Genomic DNA, 20,089 nt, shown 5'->3' with positions numbered 1-20,089 from the left:
GCATGCCATGGATTGGCCGATTAGCTACCGGGCCGTACATCTGCCGGAAGGTCAGGAGTGTTACACCCGTACTAACATCCGACGATCGTTTTCATATCGGCCAAAAGGTTTGCTCACCCCCCGCAGGCACTGACCAGCGCTCAGGGTGCGGACCCGCCCCGGGGGACCCGCTCCGGGGCCCGACGGGGGCGACACCTCTCCTTTCCGGCCGTGCCACGGGCGGTTTCCGGCCAACTCCATACATTGAATGGAACCGGAAACCCTGTGGATCAGTCCCAGGCCCCGCCCGTCGGTGACGGAACGGGGCCCGGGCGACGACGCTGCGTCAGCTCTGCACGAACACCGCCACCGTGCGGCCCGGCACGGTGAAGGTCCCGGTCGCCGCGGCGAAGCCGGACCGCTTCACCACCGGGTCGGCGCCGGCGGCCTGGACCGGGTGGAGCGCCTGCGCCGTCCCGGCCAGCGCCCCGACGGTCTGGCTCCGCTCGGTGGGCGTCGCGTTGAACACCACCGTGATCCCCTTCTCCGCGCCCGGCAGCCCGGCGCCGTCCAGACGCAGGGTGAGCACCCCCGGAACCTCGCCGGGCGTGCCCGACAGCGGATAGCCGAGCCGCTGCTGCACGGCCGCCAGGGTCGGCAGCGCGAACAGCGGCGAGGAGCGCTTGATCCGCAGGAAGTCCTGGTACTGCGCGCCCGCCGCCGCGATGTCGGCCGGTCCCACGGTCAGCCGCGGGTCCGCCAGCAGGGCCTTCGCGGTGGGCCACAGCTCCTTGTTGTCCGCGGCCGGCGGCAGTCCGCGGCCCCAGCCGTTGCCGTCCCGCGGGTCCCAGTGGATCGCGTTGAACCAGTCGCCCGAGTCGTAGGAGTTGGCGTCCAGCGACTTGGAACGCAGCAGGTCGCTGCCCGCCTGGACGAAGCCGGGGCCCTGCGACAGCGTGGTCAGCGCGAGCGCCAGCGCCTGCATCCGGGCCCGGTCGGCGGGCGCGGTGCCGACCGGCAGCTTGTACGCGAGCGCGTCGAACAGGTCGGCGTTGTCGTGCGCGTCCACGTAGGCGAGCGCCTCGCCGGGCCTGGCCGCGTAACCGGTCGGGGCGCCGTTGTAGTCGACGTCCTTGCCGGTGACGGTCCGTCCGGAGCTGTCGGTGAAGGAGTAGCCGGCCAGGTTGCCGGTCAGCCCCACCTTGAGCCGGTCCGTCTGCTGGAGCAGCCGGGCCTTCTGCTGCTCCGGGGTGCCGTTCGCGGCCGAGCCGTTCGGATCGGTGAACAGACCCGAGGCGAAGCCCTGCTGGGGCGCCGAGGAGAGCTGGAAGTTGCCGCCGCGCGCGGAGTCCCGGAACCGGTCGTCGAAGGTGGCGATGCCGGTGCCGGCCAGGTTGAGCTGGGTGGCCTGCTCGAACCGGGCGTTGTCCGCCACCACGCCGAAGTTCCAGCCCTCGCCGTAGAGCAGGACGTTCTTCCCGTCCACGCCGTCCGAGTCCGGCGTCATCCGGCGCAGCGCGGCCTGCACGTCCAGCATCGTGGACTTCGGGTCCAGGCCCATGAGGTCGAAGCGGAAGCCGTCCACCTTGTACTCGCGCGCCCAGGTGGTGACGGAGTCGACCACCAGGCGGTTCATCATGGCGTGCTCGGGCGCGGTGTCGGCGCAGCAACTGTCGGTGGTCACCTTGCCGTTGGCGTCCAGCCGCTGGTAGTAGCCGGGGACGACCTTGTCCAGCACCGAGTGCTCGGCCTGGCCGCTCGCGGCGGTGTGGTTGTAGACGACGTCGAGCACCACCCGCAGGCCGGCCGCGTGGATCGCCTGCACCATCCGCCGGAACTGCACGGTGCGCGCGGTCCCTTCGGGGTCGGTGGCGTAGGAGCCCTCCGGCACGTTGTAGTGGAGCGGGTCGTAGCCCCAGTTGTAGGCGTCCTGGGCGGCGACGGCCGCCACGCACTCCTGCTGCCGGTCGCTGTCGGCGGCCAGGGCGGCGAGGTCGCAGGCGGGCAGCTTCTGCTCGGCCCGGTTCTCCCTGACGGTGGCGATGTCGAAGGTCGGCAGCAGGTGGATCGTGGTGACCCCGGCCGCGGCGAGCTCGCGCAGGTGCTTCGCACCGGCGGCCCCGGACTCGGTGAAGGCCAGGTAGGTGCCGCGCTCGGCGGCCGGGACGGTGTCGTCGGCGACGGAGAAGTCGCGGACGTGCAGCTCCTGGATCTGCTCCCGTCCGAGCGGGACGGCCGGCGGGACGGCGTGGTTCTCCCAGCCCGGCGGCTCGAGCTCCTTCGCGGCGAGGTCGGCGACCAGGCTGCGCCGGGAGTCGGTGGAGAGGGCGACGGAGTAGGGGTCGGTGACGGTGTTGACCACCAGTTGCTGGACCGTCGGCGCCCACACCTTGACCTGGTACAGGTAGTACTTGCCGTCGAGTTCGGCCCGGTCCCGGACCACCTCCCAGACCCCGGTCCCGTCGTCGCGCTTCAGCGGCAGGGTCCTCGAGGTGCCGCCGGTGGCGGTGTCGAAGACCTGGACGGAGACCTCCTGCGCGGTCGGCGCCCAGAGCGAGAGCGCGACCTTGCCGTGGTAGAAGGCCGGTCCGAAGTCGACCCGGCCGGTGCGGCGGGCGTACAGGTCGTCGAGCACGCCGGGGATCTGCACACCGGTGGCGGCCAGGGCGGCACCGCTCGGCAGGTGCTCGGTGAACAGCAGCTGGCTCCGCAGGGCTTCGGGCACCCGGGCGGCGTCGCGCGCGTCCACGGTGAAGGCGCGGTAGCCCGCCAGGTGCGGGAAGGCCGCCTTCTGGGCGGCCGTCAGCCCGCCGGGGGCGGGCTCGAGCCGGATCCACCGGCCGGGCCCGGTCAGGGTGCCCCGGTCGGCCCGGATGCCGCCCGCCGGGTCGTACACCAGCTGGGCGCTGGTGCCGGCGGCGAGCGCGGCGTCCCCGGCCCCGTACCCGGGCGGGACGACGACGGTGCGGGCGTCGATCCACTGGGCCTTGGCGGCGGCGGGGTCCAGCTGGGAGGAGGCACCGGCGGCCTGCGGCAGCAGGTAGCCCTCCCGGCCGCCGAGGATCCAGACCTCGCGGCCGGTGCCGGCCAGGTCGAGCGACTGGTCGGCGGGCAGGTCCTTGTCGTTGCCCTTGTGCAGGATGTAGCTGAGGCTGGTCGCGCCGGGGGCGAGCGGCACCTCGAAGACGGCCCCGAAGGCGTCCCGGCGGACGGGCTTCAGCGGGTTGCCCCAGTCGGTGGGGGCGGCGGCGCCGGTCCAGTCGTGCAGGCCCCAGCCGTCGTAGTTCCCGTCGGCCCGGTTGTAGTGGAGCACCGCGGTGCCCGCGGGCGGGGTGTTCACCGGGCCCGGGTTCGCGGTGCGGACGGCCGGGTCGCCCTCCTTCAGCCAGACCTCGCCGGTGGCGCCGAGGTCGAGGTGCCGGTCGGCGTCGACGTCCTTGACGCCGTCCTTCTCGACCACGAAGCCGAGGTCCGAGGCGCCCGGCCGCAGCTTCACATAGGCGAAGGCGCCGAACGCGTCCCGGCCGGTGAAGCCGTGCCCGGCGGGCCACTGGGTGGCCTCGCCGTCGGCGAGGTCGCCCCAGGCGTAGAGGTTCCAGCCGTCGTAGTCGCCGTCCTTGCGCTGGTAGTGGACGACGGCGTACGGGCGGGCGGCGGCACTGGGGACCGGCTTCGGGGCCGGGGTGCCGGTGGTGAACCCGCCGGTGGCCGAGGCCAGCCGGCCGGCGGCGTCCTGGACCACGGCCTTGTAGCGGACGGGCGTGCCCGGGGCGACGCCCGCGAGGTCCTGGGTGACGGCGTAGGGCTTCTGGCCGGCGGAGCCGGACGTGCCGGTGTCGGAGGTGCCCAGCACCTGCCAGGGCCGGTCGCCGACCTGCGCGGCGAAGGTCACCCGGCCGAAGCCGCCGCCGGGCACCTTCGCGCCGACGGTGACGGTCCCGGTGGAGCCCTCCGCGGGCACCTCGACGGCGATCGAGGGCGCGGCCGCGAGCGGGGCGGCCTTCCCGGCGGCCCTGAGGACGAGGGAGGACAGCGCCGGGACGGTGACGGTGACCCTGCGGTCCGCGCCGCTGGAGACCCGCTCCCCCGCCGCCGGGTAGATCCGGTCGAAGCCCTGTCCGGCCGAGAAGGTGTCCAGGGTGACGGTCTTCGCCTCGGGGGCGTTGTTGACCGCGACCAGGTACTCGATCTGCTGGGCGGCGTCGATCCGGGAGAAGGCGTAGACGCCGGGGCCGTCGGCCGCGTACCGCTCGATCTGGGCGCCGTCGGCGAGCGCCGGGTGGTCGCGGCGGAGCTTCGCCAGGGCGGCGATGTCCCGGTAGGGCGCGGCGTCCCGGTCGTAGCGGTCGGCGGGGCCGGGGGTGCCGCCGAGGACGCGGTCGGTGTTGTAGGAGGGGGTCTGCGAGGCGAAGACGTCCTGGCGGGCGTCCTTGTCGCCGCCGGCGCCGGTGAAGCCCTGCTCGTCGCCGTAGTAGACGACGGGCTGGCCGCGGGTGAGGAACATCAGCTCGTTGCCGAGCCGGTCCTTCTTCAGCAGGGTGGCCTCGTCGGCGCCGGGGTTGTCGGCGAGCAGGAAGGAGCCGAAGCGGCCCATGTCGTGGTTGCCGAGGAAGGTCGGCAGCTCGTAGGCGTCGGTGTCGGCGGTGGTGTAGCGGTGGTCCTGGCCGTAGAGCTCGGCCAGGCCCCGGGCCGGTCCGCCCTGGGAGACGTAGGCGCGGGCGGCGCCCTGGAACGGGAAGTCGAGGGTGGCCTGCAGCCGGCCCTTGGTGACGTAGGGCGCGGTGACGGCCGGGTCGCCCGAGTAGACCTCGCCGAACATGAAGAACTTCTTGTTGCCCCGCTCGGCGGCGAACTTCTTGAGCGCGGGCGCCCACTGCTGCCAGAAGGCCATGTTGACGTGCTTGACGGTGTCGATCCGGAAGCCGTCGACGCCGGCCTCCTCGACCCACTGCTGGTAGACCTTCTCGAAGCCCTTGACCACCTTGGGGTTCTGGGTGTCGAGGTCGTCGAGGCCGGAGAAGTCGCCCTCGGTGGCGGACTCGCCGGCGAAGGTGGAGTCGCCCCGGTTGTGGTACAGCGCGGGGTCGTTGAGCCAGGCCGGAGTCTTGGCGGTGGCGTCGGAGGGCTTGCGGAAGACCGGGCTGTAGGGGAACGAGTCCTTGGTCAGCTTCGGCCAGGCAGCTGCGGCGTCGGCGAGGGCGGTCTCGTCGACGGGCCTGCCGTCGGCGTCCAGCACCGGGTAGGCGCCGGTGCTGCGGTAGCCGGACTGTCCCTGCCGGTTGTCGATGATGTCGGCGGTGTGGTTGGTGATGACGTCGAAGAAGACCTTGATGCCCCGGGCGTGGGCCTTGGCTATCAGTTCCTTCAACTGCTCGTTGGTGCCGAAGTGCGGGTCGACCCGGGTGAAGTCGGTGATCCAGTAGCCGTGGTACCCGGCGCCGGCGGCGTCCCCGGCGCCCTGGACCGGCTTGTTGGTGAAGATCGGCGCCATCCAGATCGCGGTGGTGCCGAGGTCCTGGATGTAGTCGAGCCGCTGGATCAGCCCGGCGAGGTCGCCGCCGTGGTAGAAGCCCTTGTCGGCCGGGTCGAGGCCGTGGTCGAGGCGGGTGCCGGTGATGCCTCCCGTGTCGTTGCCCCGGTCGCCGTTGGCGAAGCGGTCCGGCAGCACGAAGTAGAACTGCTCGCGGGTGAGGTCGTGCCGACCGGCGGTGGCGGCCAGCGCGGCGTCCGAGGGCGGGCCGGGCGGGGCGGCGGCGAGCGCGGCCGGTCCGGCGGTGCCGAGGGAGGCGGCGGTGAGCGCGGCGGCGAGGAGCACCGCCGTCCGGCCGGGTCTGCGAGGGGTGCTCCGCCTGCGGCGGGGCGGGACTTCGGCCACTGAAGGCTCCCTTGCGGGGGTATGGGGTCATGGGGTGCTCGGGTGGCCGAGACGCTAGCGGCCTGCAATATGTTTCAGCAAGATGCAGAAAGGGTTTCGGTCGGGGAAAATGCGACCGCCCCGCGCGGCCCCACCCCCGATTGCGCCGCCCCGCCCCTCCGGCGTGACAATGGGACGTATGCCCGTCCCACCGGTTGACCCCAGATCCGTCCGCACCCCCTCCCCCGGTGGGAGCCACCCCCTACCTCTGAAGGGGGACAGCCGGTGAAGAATCCACTTCCGGAGGATGAGCAGACGGCTACGGGACGTCTGGCAGACTTCTCGTCCATGGGGGAACCGACCGAGATCAACCAGAACGGCGGCCGCATGCCCGACGGAGCCACCCGTGCGGCCCGCACCCGGACCGCGGCCCTGCGTGACCGCGTCCGCGAGCAGCGCCGCTCGCCCGCGCGCCCGAGACTCTGGTTCGAGCTGGCACTGATCGGCGTCAGTTACTGGATCTACTCCCTGGTGCGCAACGCCGTCCCCGAGCAGGAGGCGATCGCGCAGAAGCACGCCGGCTGGATCTGGGACCTCGAGCAGTCCCTCGGCATCGCCGTCGAGCGCTCGGTCAACCACGCTGTCGACAGCGTCGGCTGGCTGATCACCGGGATGAACTACTACTACGCGACGCTGCACTTCATCGTGACCATCGGCGTCCTGGTCTGGATCTACCGGTGGCACCCCGGCCGCTACGCCGCGGTCCGCACGGTGCTGTTCGTCACCACCGCGATCGCGCTGGTCGGCTTCTACTTCTTCCCGCTGGCCCCGCCCCGGCTGATGACCGACGGCGGCTTCATCGACACCGTGAAGGCGCACGGCACCTGGGGTTCGATGGCCTCCGGCCCGGCCACCCACGTCTCCAACCAGTTCGCCGCCATGCCCTCGATGCACATCGGCTGGTCGACGTGGTGCGGTCTGACCATCTTCTTCCTGGCCCGCCGGACGTGGGTCCGGGTCCTCGGCCTGCTCTACCCGGTGGCCACCCTGCTGGTGATCGTCTCCACCGCCAACCACTTCTGGATGGACGCGGTCGGCGGCCTGCTGTGCCTGCTGGTGGGCTTCCTCACCGCCGGCTGGCTCTACCACTCCTGGGTCTACCGGCTCCCGCAGGTGCCCGCGCGGGAGCTGCCGGCCGAGCCGGTCACCGTGCCCGAGCAGTGGAGCGAGCCCGCGGTGAGCAGCGCGCGCCGCTGAGGCCGCGACCGAGGACGGGAACGACGAGAACGCGGAGAGGGGCCCCGGGCGACCGGGGCCCCTCTCCGCGTTCCCCCGCGTGTCAGCCGTAGAACAGCCGCTCCACCACCGACCGGGCCCGCCGGGTGGTGCGCCGGTAGTCGTCCACCAGCTCGCCGCTGTGCCCGGCCCCGTACCCCAGGTAGCGGGCCACCCCGGCCAGCTCCCGGGTGTCCGCCGGGAAGGAGTCGCCCGGCCGGCCGCGCACCAGCATCACCGCCGAACGCACCCGGGAGGCCAGTACCCAGGCCGCGTCCAGCACCTCCGCGTCCTCCGCCCCGACCAGCCCGGCTCCGGCCGCCGCCGCAAGCGCCGCCCTGGTCCGGGTGGTGCGCAGCCCCGGCAGCTCGTGCCCGTGCCGCAGCTGGAGCAGCTGCACGGTCCACTCGACGTCCGCCAGCCCGCCCCGGCCGATCTTGGTGTGGGTGGTCGGATCGGCGCCGCGCGGCAGCCGCTCCGCCTCGATCCTCGCCTTGATCCGGCGGATCTCCAGCACGTCCCGCTCGGGCACCCCCTCGCCGGGGAAGCGCAGCGGGTCGATCAGCCGCCGGAACCGCTCCCCCAGCTCCGGGTCCCCGGCCACCGGCTCGGCCCGCAGCAGCGCCTGGCTCTCCCAGGCGTGCGACCAGCGCCGGTAGTACGCCTCGTAGGAGGCGAGCGAGCGCACCAGCGGTCCGTTCCGCCCCTCCGGGCGCAGGTCGGCGTCCACCTCCAGCGGCGGTTCGGTGGACGGCGCGGCCAGCAGGGTGCGCAGCTCGTGGCAGACCGACTGGGCGGCCCGGGCGGCGTCCTCCTCCAGCGAGCCGAGCACCGGCTCGTGGACGAAGAGCACGTCCGCGTCCGAGCCGTATCCCAGCTCGTGCCCGCCGAACCGGCCCATCGCGATCACCGCGATCCGGGTCGGCAGCTCGCCGTTGCGGGCCTCCCAACCGGCCACGCAGGCCCGCAGCGCGCCCTGCAGGGTGGCCGCGTTGATCGCGGTGAGCGCCTCGCCGGCCGTGTCCAGCGCCTGCGCCGGGTCCTCGCCGAGCCGCCCGAGCACGTCGGCGGCGGCGGTGCGGAACAGCTCCCGGCGACGCACCGAGCGCACCGCGGCCACCGCGCCGGCCACCGAGTCGGCCCGGCTGACGGCGGCCAGCACCTCCCGCTCCAGCGCGGGCCGCCCGCGCGGCGCCAGGCCCTGCGGGTCGCCGAGCATGGCGACCGCCTCCGGCGCCCGCAGCAGCAGGTCGGGGGCGAGCCGGCCGGCCGACAGGACCCGCGCCAGCTGTTCGGCGGCGGCGCTCTCGTCCCGGAGCAGCCGCAGGTACCAGGGGGTGCGGCCGAGCGCGTCGGAGACCTGGCGGAAGTTGAGCAGCCCGGCGTCCGGGTCGGCGGAGTCGGCGAACCAGCCGAGCAGCACCGGCAGCAGGGTGCGCTGGATCGCCGCCTTGCGGCTGACCCCGGCGGCGAGCGCGCTCAGATGGCGCAGCGCGGCGGCCGGGTCGGCGTAGCCGAGCGCCTCCAGCCGGGCCCGGGCGGCGTCCTGGCGCAGGCCCGCCGCGCCCGGCGGCAGCTCGGCGACGGCGTCCAGCAGCGGCCGGTAGAACAGCTTCTCGTGCAGCCGGCGCACCTCGACGGCGTGCCGCTTCCACTCCCGTCGCAGCGCGGCGACCGGGTCGGCCCTGGTGTCGTCGTTGATCAGCGGCGCCAGCGAGCGGGCCAGCCGGCGCTGGTCCTCCTCGTCGGTGGGCATCAGATGGGTGCGGCGCAGCCGGTGCAGCTGGATCCGGTGCTCCAGCGAGCGCAGGAACCGGTAGGCGGCGTCCAGCGAGGCGGCGTCGGCGCGGCCCACGTACCCGCCGCGGGAGAGCGCGGCCAGCGCCTCCAGGGTGTTGCCGCTGCGCAGTGCCTCGTCGGTGCGGCCGTGCACCAGCTGGAGCAACTGGACGGAGAACTCGACGTCGCGCAGTCCGCCGGGGCCCAGCTTGAGCTGGCGGTCCAGCTCGGTGGCGGGGATCGAGTCGACCACCCGGCGGCGCATCTGCTGCACGTCGGTGACGAAGTTCTCCCGGGCGGCGGCCTGCCAGACCATCGGCGCCAGCTCGGCGACGTACGCTTCGCCCAGCTCGGCGTCGCCGGCCACCGGGCGGGCCTTGAGCAGCGCCTGGAACTCCCAGGTCTTGGCCCAGCGCCGGTAGTAGGCGACATGGCTGGCCAGGGTGCGGACCAGCGGGCCGTTGCGGCCCTCGGGACGCAGATTGGCGTCCACCGGCCAGATGGTGCCCTCGCCGGTGGTGTCGGCGCACAGCCGGGTGAGCGCCGCGGCCAGCCGGGTGGCGGCCCGGACCGCCCGGTGCTCCTCGACGCCCTCGCGCGGCTCCGCGACGAAGATGACGTCGACGTCGGAGACGTAGTTGAGCTCGCGTCCGCCGCACTTGCCCATGCCGATGACGGCGAGCCGGCAGTCGGCGGCGGCCTCCGGGTCCTGCGCAGCGGCCAGGTCGAGGGCGGTCTGGAGGGTGGCGCCGGCCAGGTCGGCGAGTTCGGCGGCGGTCTGGGCGAGATCGGTGGTGCCGGTCAGGTCGCGGGCGGCGACCGCCAGCAGGCAGCGGCGGTAGCCGACCCGCAGCGCGTCGGCCGGGCGGCCGGTGGGGTCGGCGGCGACGGCCTCGGCCAGCCCCCGGCGGAAGTCCGCCGGGCCGGGGTGCATGTCGCGCAGCTCGAAGGTGACCAGGACGTGCCAGTCGTGCGGGTGCCTGGCGAGGTGGTCGGCGAGCGCGGTGGACGCGCCGAGCACGCCGAGCAGCCGGTCGCGCAGCGGCTTGGAGGTGGTCAGGGTGTCGCGCAGGGTGTGCCGGTCGGTCTCCTCGGCGGCCTCCAGCAGCCGGGACAGACCGAGCAGGGCGAGGTCGGGATCGGCGGTGGCGGCGAGCGCGTCGAGCAGCACCGGGTCCGCGGCCAGCCCGTCCAGGGCCGGTTCGGCGAGCAGCCGCAGCGCCTTGGCGGGGTCGGTGAACCCGCGCCGCGCCAGTCTGCTCTCCGGTCGGCTCACCCGGCTGCCGGCCCGCTGTTCCTCCACCGCCATCGCCCCTCCGTCCGTCCGCCCCCGTCCGCCCCCCGTCCGCTCCAGCAGGCTACGCGTCCCGGGGGCGGCACGCCCGGGCGTGACCACCGGGCGGACACCGGTGTCGCCCGTCCGTGACCCCGCGCCCGCCGCGCTCGTTCACCCGGCGTCCGCTCCCGCTGCCCGTCCCACCCTCCCGGAGGGTCCGATGCCCGGCCGTCTGCCCTCGCTCACCGGGCTGCGCTTCTGGGCCGCACTGCTGGTGGTGCTCTACCACCTGGCGCGCAAGCTCGGCGAGCTGCCGCTGCTCGGCCCGCTCTCCTGGTACGGGCGTTCGGGGGTCACCTTCTTCTTCGTCCTCTCCGGCTTCGTCCTCGCCTGGACGTACGAGGGATCACCGGCCGGCGCCCGGTCCTTCGCCCGCCGCCGGTTCGCCCGGATCTGGCCGCTGCACGCGCTGACCACCGCGCTGTCGCTGGGCGCGAACGCCGTCCTGGGCCTGGCCGTCCCGCTGGCGGCCGTGCTCTGGTCGCTGCCGCTGCTGCACGCCTGGGCACCGGGGACGGTCTTCGGCGGCAACCCGGCCTCCTGGTCGCTGGGCGCCGAGGCCTGGTTCTACCTGCTGTTCCCGGCGCTGCTGCGGCTGCTGGCCCCGCGCCGGCGGAGCTGGCTGCCGCTGGCGGCGGCCTGCGCCGCGCTCGGCCCGGTGCTCTGGGCTGCGGGCGCGCTGCTCCCCGCCGATCCGGCCCTGCGCGGCTGGCTGCTGGACTACCTGCCGCTGACCCGCACCCCGCAGTTCGTGCTCGGGGTGGTCACCGGGCTGGCCGCCCGGCACGGGCTGCTCCCACGGGTGCGGCTCGGCGCGGCCGCGGCGGCGGTGGCCGGCTGGCACGTCCTGCTGGTGCCCTGGCACGCGGCCGTCCCCGACTCCCTGTGGTGGGGCCCGTACAGCGCCTCGCAGCTGTTCCCGGCCCCGCTGTTCGCGGCGCTGCTGGTGGCCGCCGCCGGGCGGGACGCGGCGGGCACGGCGCCCCGGCTGCTCCGCGGGCGCACGGCGGTGCTGCTCGGCGAGTGGTCCTACGCCTGGTACCTGGTGCACGAGATCGGCATCCGCTGCTGGCTGTGGACGGCCGGCCGGCCGACCGGGACGCTCGCGCTGCTCGCCGTCGACCTGCTGCTCGCCGCCGGGACGCTGGCCGCGGCGGGCGCCCTGCACCGGTGGGTGGAGCGCCCCTGCGAGCGGCTGCTGCGCGGGGCGCCCCGGCGGGCCGGAACGCCGCTGCCGCACCCCCCGGTCCGGGTGGTGCGGCAGCGGCGCGGGTCGGTGCCGGGCGGTCAGCCCTCCAGCGAGCCGTCCAGGTTCACGTAGGCGTAGAAGACACCGAGGTCGTAGCCGTCCTTGTCGGTGTCGAACTTGATGGTGATGTCGGTGTCCCCGTTGCGCAGGAACGGCGAGATGTCCCAGCGGTTGGAGTCGTAGCCGAAGTTGTTGCGGTTGTACGGGTTGCGGACGAACTGGTCCGCCGGGGTCAGCTCCTCGATGGTGGAGTTGAACGCGTCGTTGGAGGCGTGGTTGACGTCCGTGAAGATCGACTCCGGCCCGTTGGTGGACTTCATCGCCAGGGTGTCCCCGGTCCACTTCAGGTCGCCGTCGTAGACGATGAAGCCGAGCTTGCCGGCGACCGGCCCGGTGGCGGGGGTCTGCAGCCCGTCGAGGTTGAACTCGCGGGCCGGGCTGTCCGGCAGCTCCACCTGGAAGCCGTCCCAGATGTGGACGTGGCGCAGCGGCTTGCAGGGGTTCTCGTACGCCACCACGATCGACCAGCCGCCCCAGCTGTGCGGCTTCACCACCGAGTCCATGTTGGCGGCGGTGTAGGTGCCGTTGCCGGCGGCCTTCACCAGGTCGGTGATGTCGGCGGAGGCCTGGTAGCTGCTCTCCTCGGTGGTGGTGATGTAGCCGATGGACGGCTGGTCGTTGGCGATGTTGCGGTACTGGTTCTCGCCCGGGACCTTCAGGTAGATCTCGTCGATCTGGCTCTCCGGCAGGACGGTGCTGCCGATGCCCCGGGTGCCGCCCCAGTACAGCCGGGCGTACTTGATCTGAGAGCCCTCCAGCAGCCCCAGGTCGGCCGAGCTGGCCGAGTAGATCTCGTCGCCGAGCGGGCCGATGCTGCCCGGATCGATGTTGATGTACTTCATCTGGTAGTTGTTGTTGATCGGCCGGCTGCCCGCGCCGGTCCGGGCGTCCACGCACGCCGGCTGCGCCGGGTCGACCGGCGGCTGGGTCTCGTCGCAGGTCATCAGGGAGTTGCTGATCCGCGTGACCGAGCCGTGGAAGTCGCCCTGGAAGCGCGTCTTGAACGGCAGCGGGTTCGAGACGATGGTGTCGGCACGCTGCTGCGGGCCCTTGGGGCCCGAGCCGCGGGCGTCCGCGATCGGGGCGGTGAGCAGCTGTCCGGCGACGGCGACGACAGCCACCCCGGTGATCCCGGCCCGGCGGGCGAGGGTGCGGACGGCGGCGGCGCGGCTGACGGTGGAGGAGGGCATGAGGTCCTCTCAGGGGGGAGGGGATTGATCACGCTTATCGGATCACAACGCAACGTCACAATCTCCTCACGTACCGCCATCAGGGAACGCGCCAACCCAAACGGCGGGCCCGCCGTCATCCATTGGAACGACGGCGGGCCCGGTGGTGCTTGACGTGGCGTCAGCCCTCTGTGGTCGGAACCGCTACAGCACCTGGAGGTTCTTGCGCAGCTCGAAGGGGGTGACCTCGGAGCGGTACTCCTCCCACTCCTGCTTCTTGTTCCTCAGGAAGAAGTCGAACACGTGCTCGCCGAGGGTCTCCGCGACCAGCTCGCTGCGCTGCATCAGGTCGATCGCCTCGCCCAGGTTCTGCGGCATCGGCTGGATGCCGAGGGCGCGGCGCTCGGGGTCGGTGAGGGCCCACACGTCGTCGTCGGCGCCCGGCGGGAGCTCGTAGCCCTCCTCGATGCCCTTGAGGCCCGCCGCCAGGGTGACGGCGTAGGCCAGGTAGGGGTTGCAGCCGGTGTCCAGGGAGCGGACCTCGACCCGGGTGGAGCCCTGCTTGCCCGGCTTGTACATCGGGACCCGGATCAGCGCGGAGCGGTTGTTGTGGCCCCAGCAGATGTACGACGGGGCCTCGCCGCCCGCGCCGGCGGTGCGCTGGGAGCCGCCCCAGATCCGCTTGTAGGAGTTCACCCACTGGTTGGTGACGGCGGCGGTCTCGGCGGCGTGCTTCAGCAGACCGGCGATGAACGAGCGGCCGACCTTGGAGAGCTGGTACTCGGCACCCGACTCGTGGAAGGCGTTGCGGTCGCCCTCGAACAGCGAGAGGTGGGTGTGCATGCCCGAACCGGGGTGGTCGGAGAACGGCTTGGGCATGAAGCTGGCGTGCACGCCCTGCTCCAGCGCGACCTCCTTCATCACCAGCCGGAAGGTCATGATGTTGTCGGCCGTGGAGAGCGCGTCGGCGTAGCGGAGATCGATCTCCTGCTGGCCGGGGGCGCCCTCGTGGTGGGAGAACTCCACCGAGATGCCCATCGACTCCAGCATGGTGATCGCCTGGCGGCGGAAGTCGTGGCCCACCCCGCGCGGGGTGTGGTCGAAGTAGCCGGAGTGGTCGGCGGGGATCGGCGCGGTGCCGTCGCCGGGCAGGTTCTTCAGCAGGAAGAACTCGATCTCGGGGTGGGTGTAGAAGGTGAAGCCCTGGGCGGAGGCCTTCTCCAGGGTGCGCTTCAGCACGAACCTCGGGTCGGCGTAGGACGGCGAGCCGTCCGGCATCAGGATGTCGCAGAACATCCGCGCGGTGCCCGGGGTCTCCGAGCGCCACGGCAGGATCTGGAAGGTGGTCGGGTCCGGCTTCGCGATCATGTCGGACTCGTACACCCGGGCGAATCCCTCGATCGCCGAGCCGTCGAAGCCGATGCCCTCCTCGAACGCCTGCTCCAGCTCGGCCGGCGCCACCGCGACCGACTTGAGGAACCCCAGGACATCGGTGAACCACAGCCGGACGAACCGGATGTCACGCTCTTCGAGCGTCCGAAGCACGAACTCCTGCTGCTTGCCCATGGGGACAGTCTCACCTCTGCTCTTTACGTTCGTGTTACGCCCGGAAACCACCCCGGCGGCGACTGCTCCCCATCATGGCGGATCACGGCCGCCGGAGGCAGTGGCGACCCCGGCCGAGACATTTCGTCAGATCGACGATTAGACTCGGTGACATGCCCAATCTGCGTCTCGCCCTCTGCCAGACCGACCCCTGGGTCGGTGACATCGCCCGCAACGGCGACGAGGTGGTGCACTGGACCGGGCGGGCCGTCGAGGCCGGCGCCCAGCTGGTGGCGTTCCCCGAGATGGCCCTGACCGGCTACCCGGTCGAGGACCTCGCGCTGCGCCGCTCCTTCGTCGAGGCGTCGCGGTCCGGCCTGACCCGGCTGGCTGCCCGGCTCGCCGCGGAGGGGCTCGGCGAGGTGCCCGTGGTGGTGGGCTACCTCGGCCGGTCCGCACAGGCCTCGCCGCGCTTCGGCCGGCCGGCCGGCTCCCCGCAGAACTGCGCCGCGGTGCTGTTCCGCGGCGAGGTCGCCACCCGCTTCGCCAAGCACCACCTGCCGAACTACGGCGTGTTCGACGAGTACCGCTGGTTCGTCCCCGGCGACCAGCTGCCGGTGCTGCGGGTGCACGGGGTGGACGTCGCGCTGGCGATCTGCGAGGACATCTGGCAGGACGGCGGCCGGGTGACCGCCGCCCGCGAGGCCGGGGCCGGCCTGCTGCTGGTGATCAACGGCTCGCCGTACGAGCGCAACAAGGACGACGTCCGGCTGGAGCTGGTGCGGCGCCGGGCCGCCGAGGCGGGCTGCGCGCTCGCCTACGTGAACATGGTCGGCGGCCAGGACGAGCTGGTCTTCGACGGCGACTCGGTGGTGGTCGCCCCGGACGGCGAGGTGCTGGCCCGCTCCCCGCAGTTCGAGGAGCACCTGCTGATGCTGGACCTCGACCTGCCGACGGCCGGCAGCGACCACACCGACGGACTGCTGCTGGCCGACGGGCTGCACCTGGTCCGCACCGAACTGGGCGGCGGGCCCGCCGGGGCTCCCGCCGAGCGGGTACGGGCCGAGGTCGCGCCGCGGATCGCCGACGAGGCCGAGATCTGGTCCGCGCTGGTCTCCGGCACCCGGGCCTACGTGCGCAAGAACGGCTTCCGCTCGGTGCTGATCGGCCTGTCCGGGGGCATCGACTCGGCCGTGGTCGCCGCCCTCGCGGTGGACGCGGTCGGCGCCGGGAACGTGCACTGCGTGTCGATGCCGAGCCGCTACTCCTCGCAGCACTCCCGGGACGACGCGGCCGAGCTGGCCCGCCGCACCGGGCTGAACTTCCGCACGGTGTCGATCGCCCCGATGTTCGACGCCTACACGGCCGCCACCGAGCTGACCGGACTGGCCGAGGAGAACCTCCAGTCCCGGCTGCGCGGCACCCTGCTGATGGCGATCTCCAACCAGGAGGGGCACCTCGTGCTCGCGCCCGGCAACAAGAGCGAGCTGGCGGTCGGCTACTCGACCCTGTACGGCGACTCGGTCGGCGCCTACGGCCCGATCAAGGACGTCTACAAGTCGCTGGTCTTCCGGCTGGCCCGCTGGCGCAACGAGGAGGCCGAGCGGCTCGGCGCGGTGCCGCCGATCCCGGAGCACACCATCGTCAAGCCGCCGTCCGCCGAGCTGCGGCCGGACCAGAAGGACACCGACTCGCTGCCGGACTACGACCTGCTGGACACCGTCCTCGACCTCTACGTCGAGGGCGACCAGGGCCGGGACGCGATCGTGGCGGCCGGCTTCGACCCGGCCGTGGTGGACCGGGTGGTGCGCCTGGTCGACACCGCCGAGTACAAACGCCGGCAGTACCCGCCGGGCCCGAAGATCTCGGCCAAGGGCTTCGGCCGGGACCGCCGGCTCCCGATCACCAACCGCTGGCACCGGGGCTGAGCTGCCCCGACTGTTCGCCGGCTCAGCGGTAGCGGTAGGTGGCGGCCACCGCGAGGTGGTCGCTGCCGTCCCGCTCCAGCGTCCGCGAGTCGGTGGGCTCGAGTCCGCCCTTGCTCATGATCTGGTCGATCCGGGCCATCGGGAGGGACGCCGGCCAGCTGAAGCCGAAGCCGTCCCCGGCCGCGCCCTGGGCCGAGCGCATCTGGGAGGTGATCGGCGCCAGACTGCGGTCGTTCATGGTGCCGTTGAGGTCGCCGAGCAGCAGCACCTTCTTCAGCGGTTCGGCCTCGACCGCGTCCCCGAGCGCCTGGGCGCTGACGTCCCGCTGGTTGACGGTGAAGCCGCCCTCGGCCTTGAGCCGGACCGACGGCAGGTGGGCGACGTACACCGCGAGCGGACCCTTCGGGGTGGTCACCTCGGCCCGGAACGCCCTGGTCCAGCCCATCCTGATGTCCACCACCGAGACGTCGCCGATCGGGTACTTGGACCAGAGCCCGACCGTGCCCTCCACCGCGTGGTACGGGTAGCTCTCGGCCAGCCCGGTCTCGTAGGCGCGCAGCTGCCGGCCGGCCAGTTCCTGGAGCGCGACGATCTGCGCCCCGGACTGCTCCAGCATCCGGACGGTGCCCTGCGGGTCGGTGTTGGCGGCGGCCACGTTGTGGCTGACCACGGTGAAGTCGCCGGTGCCGCCGCTCTTGTCGGTGAGCAGGCCGCCGAACATGTTGGCCCAGATCACCACCGGCACCAGCAGGGCGAGCAGCGCGGTGGCGGAGCGGCGCAGCAGGGCGGGGACGAGCAGCACCGGCACGGCCAGCCCCAGCCAGGGCAGGAAGGTCTCCAGCAGGCTGCCGAGGTTGCCGACGCTGTTCGGCACCTCGGCGTGGAAGGCCAGCAGGGCGCCGGTGAGCAGGGCCGCCACGGCGAGCACGAGGCCGCGCCGCCAGGTGGTGCTGCCCCGGGCGTCCCGGCCCCAGCCGCGCACGCCGAGGAACCCGGCCGGGCGCCGGCCGGATCCCGGGTCGCCGGCCGCTGCCGGGGACACCCGGTCCGCCCTGTCCGCCTGCGCCATCCGTGACTCCCGTCGTTCGCGCCGTCTGTCCGTCCGCGGTACGCCCCCGCCGGTGGCGGAGGGCGTGCCGGACCTGTGCCGGTTCGGTCGGATTCCGGCCCAGCCTATGTCGGGACAGACGCCCGGTCGGGCGACCGGGGTTCCGGCGTGGCCCGGTTTGGTGAGCCAGGCCACTGCGCGGCCGGCCGTCCCGCGCCGGCCCCCCGGCCTGCGGCGATGACGGGAGGAGGGCCGGGAGGAGGACGCGGGACAGCGCGGGACAGGCGCGGGACGGCCGCGGGAGGTGCCCGTCCGGTCAGGTCCGGGCGGGCCGGAGGGCGGGGCCCCCGAGACCGTCGAGGAGGGCGTCGACCATCCGCTCGGCGAGCCGGGGGTCGTCGAGGTCGGAGTCGTCCCAGAGCACGCTGCGAGCGAGGATCGGTCCGAGCAGCAGATCGCCGAGCAGGTCCTCGTCGAGGTCGGCGCGCAGCTCGCCCCCGGCGACACCGCGGCGGACGAGCTCGCGGGCGGCCTCCCGGCGGGGCGCGATCACCCGGGCGCGGTAGGCGGCGTGCAGCTCGGGCCAGCTGTGCATCTGGCCGAGCGCGGCCTTGAGCACCCAGCGGGAGCGCTTGGCCAGGCCGCGCTGCCGCATGTACTCGATCATCGCGACGAGGTCGCCGCGGATCGACCCGGTGGACCCGGGGAGGGGCTCCTCCAGTCTGCTGACCATGTCGATCAGCAGGGCCTCCTTGTTGGGCCAGCGACGGTAGATGGTGGCCTTGCCGACGCCGGCGGCGGTGGCGATGCCCTCGATGGTCAGTTCCGCCAGGCTGGTGCCGGCCGCCATGAGTTCCTCGACGCCGGCGAAGATCGCCTGTTCGGCGGCCTCGCTGCGGGGCCTGCCGCGGCGCGGGCCGGCGCAGGGCGGCGGCGCGGCCGTCGGGTCGGTCTTCATCTCGCATCTCCCGGTTGTGGAGCCCCCGCCCGGAGAGTGGCGGGGGTCGCACGCGCTCGTGGGCCCTGTCACCGGCGGTCCTCCCGGCGACAGGGCCCCATTCTCGCTCAGCCCGGCCGCCGGTCAGGCGTCCGCGGCCGCCGTCCTGCGGGCCTTCGCGGCCGCCTCGCCGTGCTGTACCGCGTCCGCCGCCGCGCCGGGGCCGGCGGGACCGCCGGCCGGGCCGCCGGCCGGCACCTTGCCCGGCAGCAGGAACCAGGCCAGCAGGGCGCCGGCCGCGGTGATCCCGGCGGAGAGTCCGGCCACCACGTGCATCGCGTGGATGAAGGAGTCGTTGGCCGGGCCGACCAGTTCCTTGCCCCGCTCGCCGAGGCGCGCGGCGACGGCCATGGTGGCCTCCAGCGACTCGCCCGCCTTCTCCCGCAGTTCCGGGGTGGGCAGCTGGGCGAGCTTGTCGGAGATGCCGTCGCGGTAGACGGTGGAGAGCACGGCGCCGAGCACCGCGACCCCGAGCGAGCCGCCGACCTGGCGGAAGGTGTTGTTGACGGCCGAGCCGGCGCCGGCCTTCTCGCGCGGCAGCGAGCCCATGATCGCGACCGTGATCGGCGGCATGACGTGCGCCATGCCGGTACCCATCAGCAGACCGAGCACGACCAGCACCCAGATCGGGGTGGTGGCGCCCAGCAGCAGGTAGCCGAGGAAGCCGACCGCGATGAACGCCATGCCGGCGGCGCAGGTGGCGCGGACGCCGAAGCGGTCGACCACCAGCCGGGCGCGCGGGGCGAAGACCAGCTGGGCGGCGGCCAGCGGCAGCATCAGCACACCGGCCTCCAGCGCGCTGTAGCCGCGCACGCTCTGGGTGTAGAAGACGCCGAAGAACGAGACGCCCATCAGCGCGAAGAACACCACGCCGATCACCACCACCGAGGCGCTGAACACCTTGTTGCGGAACCAGTCGACGTCCAGCGCGGGGTGCGCGGTGCGGCGCTCGAAGAGCACGAAGGCGGTGAGCGCCAGCAGGCCGAGCAGCACCGGCCCCCAGGCGGCGACGTCCGTGAAGTCGGCCAGCTCGCCGCCCTTGATGATGCCGTAGATCAGCGCCACCAGGCCGACGATGGAGAGCAGCACGCCGACCGGGTCCATCCGGCCCGGGTTCGGGTCCTTGGACTCGGGGACGAGCAGGGTCATCGCGATCAGCGCGACGATCACGATCGGCACGTTGACCAGGAAGACCGAGCCCCACCAGAAGTGCTCGATCAGCAGGCCGCCGGTGATCGGGCCGATCGCGATCGCGAGTCCGACCGCGCCGGCCCAGATGCCGATCGCCTTGGGCTGCTCGGCACGCTCGAAGACGTTCATGATGATGGCGAGCGTGGCCGGCATCGCCAGCGCCCCGCCGACGCCCATCAGGGCCCGGTAGGCGATCAGTTCGCCCGGCGTCGAGGCGAGCGCGGAGAGCAGCGAGGCCAGGCCGAAGACGACCATGCCGGCCAGCAGGGCCCGCTTGCGGCCGAACCGGTCGCCCAGCAGTCCGGAGGTGAACAGCAGTCCGGCGAAGACCAGGGTGTACGAGTTGATCGACCATTCCAGGTCGCTCTGGCTGGCGCCGATGCCGGTGGGCGCGGGGGAGGCGATGGTCTTCATCGCGACGTTGAGGATCGAGTTGTCGAGGACGACGACGAGCAGGGCGAGCACCAGGGTGCCCAGGATCGCCCAGCGGCGGCGGTGGATGGCTTCCGGTACTCGGGGTGGTGCGGCGGCGGTGGTCATGGCTTCTTCCCGTCCGTGGTACGGCGTGGCACTGGCGGGCACATTCGAGCCGCGGTCGTCTCGTAAACCCCCCGCAGTGAGCGTAGCGCCAATTTCGATACGAGACGGCTCCGTTTCGTAAAACCCTGGCAAAGACCCG

10 protein-coding genes are annotated in these 20,089 nt (G+C 73.1%); 3 read left to right on the top strand and 7 right to left on the bottom strand.

Features of this window, described 5'->3' with window-relative positions; genetic code table 11:
* Positions 1–325: 325 nt before the first annotated feature.
* A complete protein-coding gene (pulA, locus tag ACIPYS_RS01655) occupies positions 326–5,854 on the bottom strand; it encodes a pullulanase-type alpha-1,6-glucosidase (RefSeq protein WP_400741834.1) in 5,529 nt (1,842 codons plus the stop codon).
* A 327-nt stretch (positions 5,855–6,181) separates the two neighbouring features.
* Between pulA and ACIPYS_RS01650 the strand changes: the two genes are divergently transcribed.
* Entirely contained in the window at positions 6,182–7,090 is a 909-nt protein-coding gene (locus ACIPYS_RS01650) for a phosphatase PAP2 family protein (RefSeq protein ID WP_400741831.1), read from the top strand.
* Between the two features lie 82 nt (positions 7,091–7,172).
* Here the strand turns inward: ACIPYS_RS01650 and ACIPYS_RS01645 are convergent, their stop codons facing one another.
* Positions 7,173–10,196: a bifunctional [glutamine synthetase] adenylyltransferase/[glutamine synthetase]-adenylyl-L-tyrosine phosphorylase gene (locus tag ACIPYS_RS01645; protein WP_400741828.1), complete on the bottom strand. Its 3,024-nt coding sequence runs from the start codon at positions 10,194–10,196 to the stop codon at positions 7,173–7,175.
* 187 nt (positions 10,197–10,383) lie between these two features.
* Between ACIPYS_RS01645 and ACIPYS_RS01640 the strand changes: the two genes are divergently transcribed.
* Positions 10,384–11,544 carry an acyltransferase family protein gene (locus ACIPYS_RS01640; RefSeq protein WP_400741826.1) on the top strand — a complete coding sequence of 387 codons (1,161 nt, stop codon included), beginning with the start codon at positions 10,384–10,386 and terminating at the stop codon, positions 11,542–11,544.
* On the opposite strand, the gene ACIPYS_RS01635 is transcribed toward ACIPYS_RS01640, so the two are convergent.
* Both ACIPYS_RS01635 and ACIPYS_RS01630 read right to left on the bottom strand, forming a co-directional pair.
* Positions 11,511–12,722 (bottom strand): hypothetical protein, encoded by a 1,212-nt coding sequence (locus tag ACIPYS_RS01635; protein WP_231977805.1) that lies wholly within the window; start codon positions 12,720–12,722, stop codon positions 11,511–11,513. The two genes, ACIPYS_RS01640 and ACIPYS_RS01635, sit on opposite strands and share 34 nt — an antisense overlap.
* 183 nt (positions 12,723–12,905) lie before the next feature.
* Complete coding sequence (locus ACIPYS_RS01630) at positions 12,906–14,267, bottom strand: glutamine synthetase family protein (protein ID WP_093862272.1); 1,362 nt, start codon at positions 14,265–14,267, stop codon at positions 12,906–12,908.
* Between the two features lie 152 nt (positions 14,268–14,419).
* Here ACIPYS_RS01630 and ACIPYS_RS01625 point away from each other — a divergent pair, with 152 nt between their 5' ends.
* Entirely contained in the window at positions 14,420–16,174 is a 1,755-nt protein-coding gene (locus ACIPYS_RS01625) for an NAD+ synthase (RefSeq protein WP_400741822.1), read from the top strand.
* A 22-nt stretch (positions 16,175–16,196) separates the two neighbouring features.
* Here ACIPYS_RS01625 and ACIPYS_RS01620 read toward each other — a convergent pair whose 3' ends face one another.
* From ACIPYS_RS01620 to ACIPYS_RS01610, 3 genes are all read right to left on the bottom strand, one after another.
* Complete coding sequence (locus ACIPYS_RS01620; protein ID WP_093862270.1) at positions 16,197–17,243, bottom strand: endonuclease/exonuclease/phosphatase family protein; 1,047 nt, start codon at positions 17,241–17,243, stop codon at positions 16,197–16,199.
* Between the two features lie 295 nt (positions 17,244–17,538).
* Positions 17,539–18,180, bottom strand: coding sequence for a TetR/AcrR family transcriptional regulator (locus ACIPYS_RS01615; protein ID WP_093862269.1), 642 nt, complete (start codon positions 18,178–18,180; stop codon positions 17,539–17,541).
* A 123-nt stretch (positions 18,181–18,303) separates the two neighbouring features.
* Positions 18,304–19,950 (bottom strand): MFS transporter, encoded by a 1,647-nt coding sequence (locus ACIPYS_RS01610; RefSeq protein WP_400741818.1) that lies wholly within the window; start codon positions 19,948–19,950, stop codon positions 18,304–18,306.
* Positions 19,951–20,089: the final 139 nt, after the last annotated feature.

This window comes from Kitasatospora sp. NPDC089913 (assembly GCF_044748625.1).
GTDB lineage: Bacteria > Actinomycetota > Actinomycetes > Streptomycetales > Streptomycetaceae > Kitasatospora.
The sequence above is the reverse complement of the archived record's forward strand: the minus strand, read 5'-3'. Positions and strand labels throughout refer to the sequence as shown.

Excerpts from the sequence above, each read along its gene's own strand:
- ACIPYS_RS01635 (WP_231977805.1), bottom strand. The coding sequence starts at position 12,722 with ATGCCCTCCTCCACCGTCAGCCGCGCCGCCGCCGTCCGCACCCTCGCC.
- ACIPYS_RS01640 (WP_400741826.1), top strand. The coding sequence starts at position 10,384 with ATGCCCGGCCGTCTGCCCTCGCTCACCGGGCTGCGCTTCTGGGCCGCA.
- ACIPYS_RS01650 (WP_400741831.1), top strand. The coding sequence starts at position 6,182 with ATGGGGGAACCGACCGAGATCAACCAGAACGGCGGCCGCATGCCCGAC.
- ACIPYS_RS01620 (WP_093862270.1), bottom strand. The coding sequence starts at position 17,243 with ATGGCGCAGGCGGACAGGGCGGACCGGGTGTCCCCGGCAGCGGCCGGC.
- ACIPYS_RS01630 (WP_093862272.1), bottom strand. The coding sequence starts at position 14,267 with ATGGGCAAGCAGCAGGAGTTCGTGCTTCGGACGCTCGAAGAGCGTGAC.
- ACIPYS_RS01625 (WP_400741822.1), top strand. The coding sequence starts at position 14,420 with ATGCCCAATCTGCGTCTCGCCCTCTGCCAGACCGACCCCTGGGTCGGT.
- ACIPYS_RS01645 (WP_400741828.1), bottom strand. The coding sequence starts at position 10,196 with ATGGCGGTGGAGGAACAGCGGGCCGGCAGCCGGGTGAGCCGACCGGAG.
- ACIPYS_RS01615 (WP_093862269.1), bottom strand. The coding sequence starts at position 18,180 with ATGAAGACCGACCCGACGGCCGCGCCGCCGCCCTGCGCCGGCCCGCGC.
- ACIPYS_RS01610 (WP_400741818.1), bottom strand. The coding sequence starts at position 19,950 with ATGACCACCGCCGCCGCACCACCCCGAGTACCGGAAGCCATCCACCGC.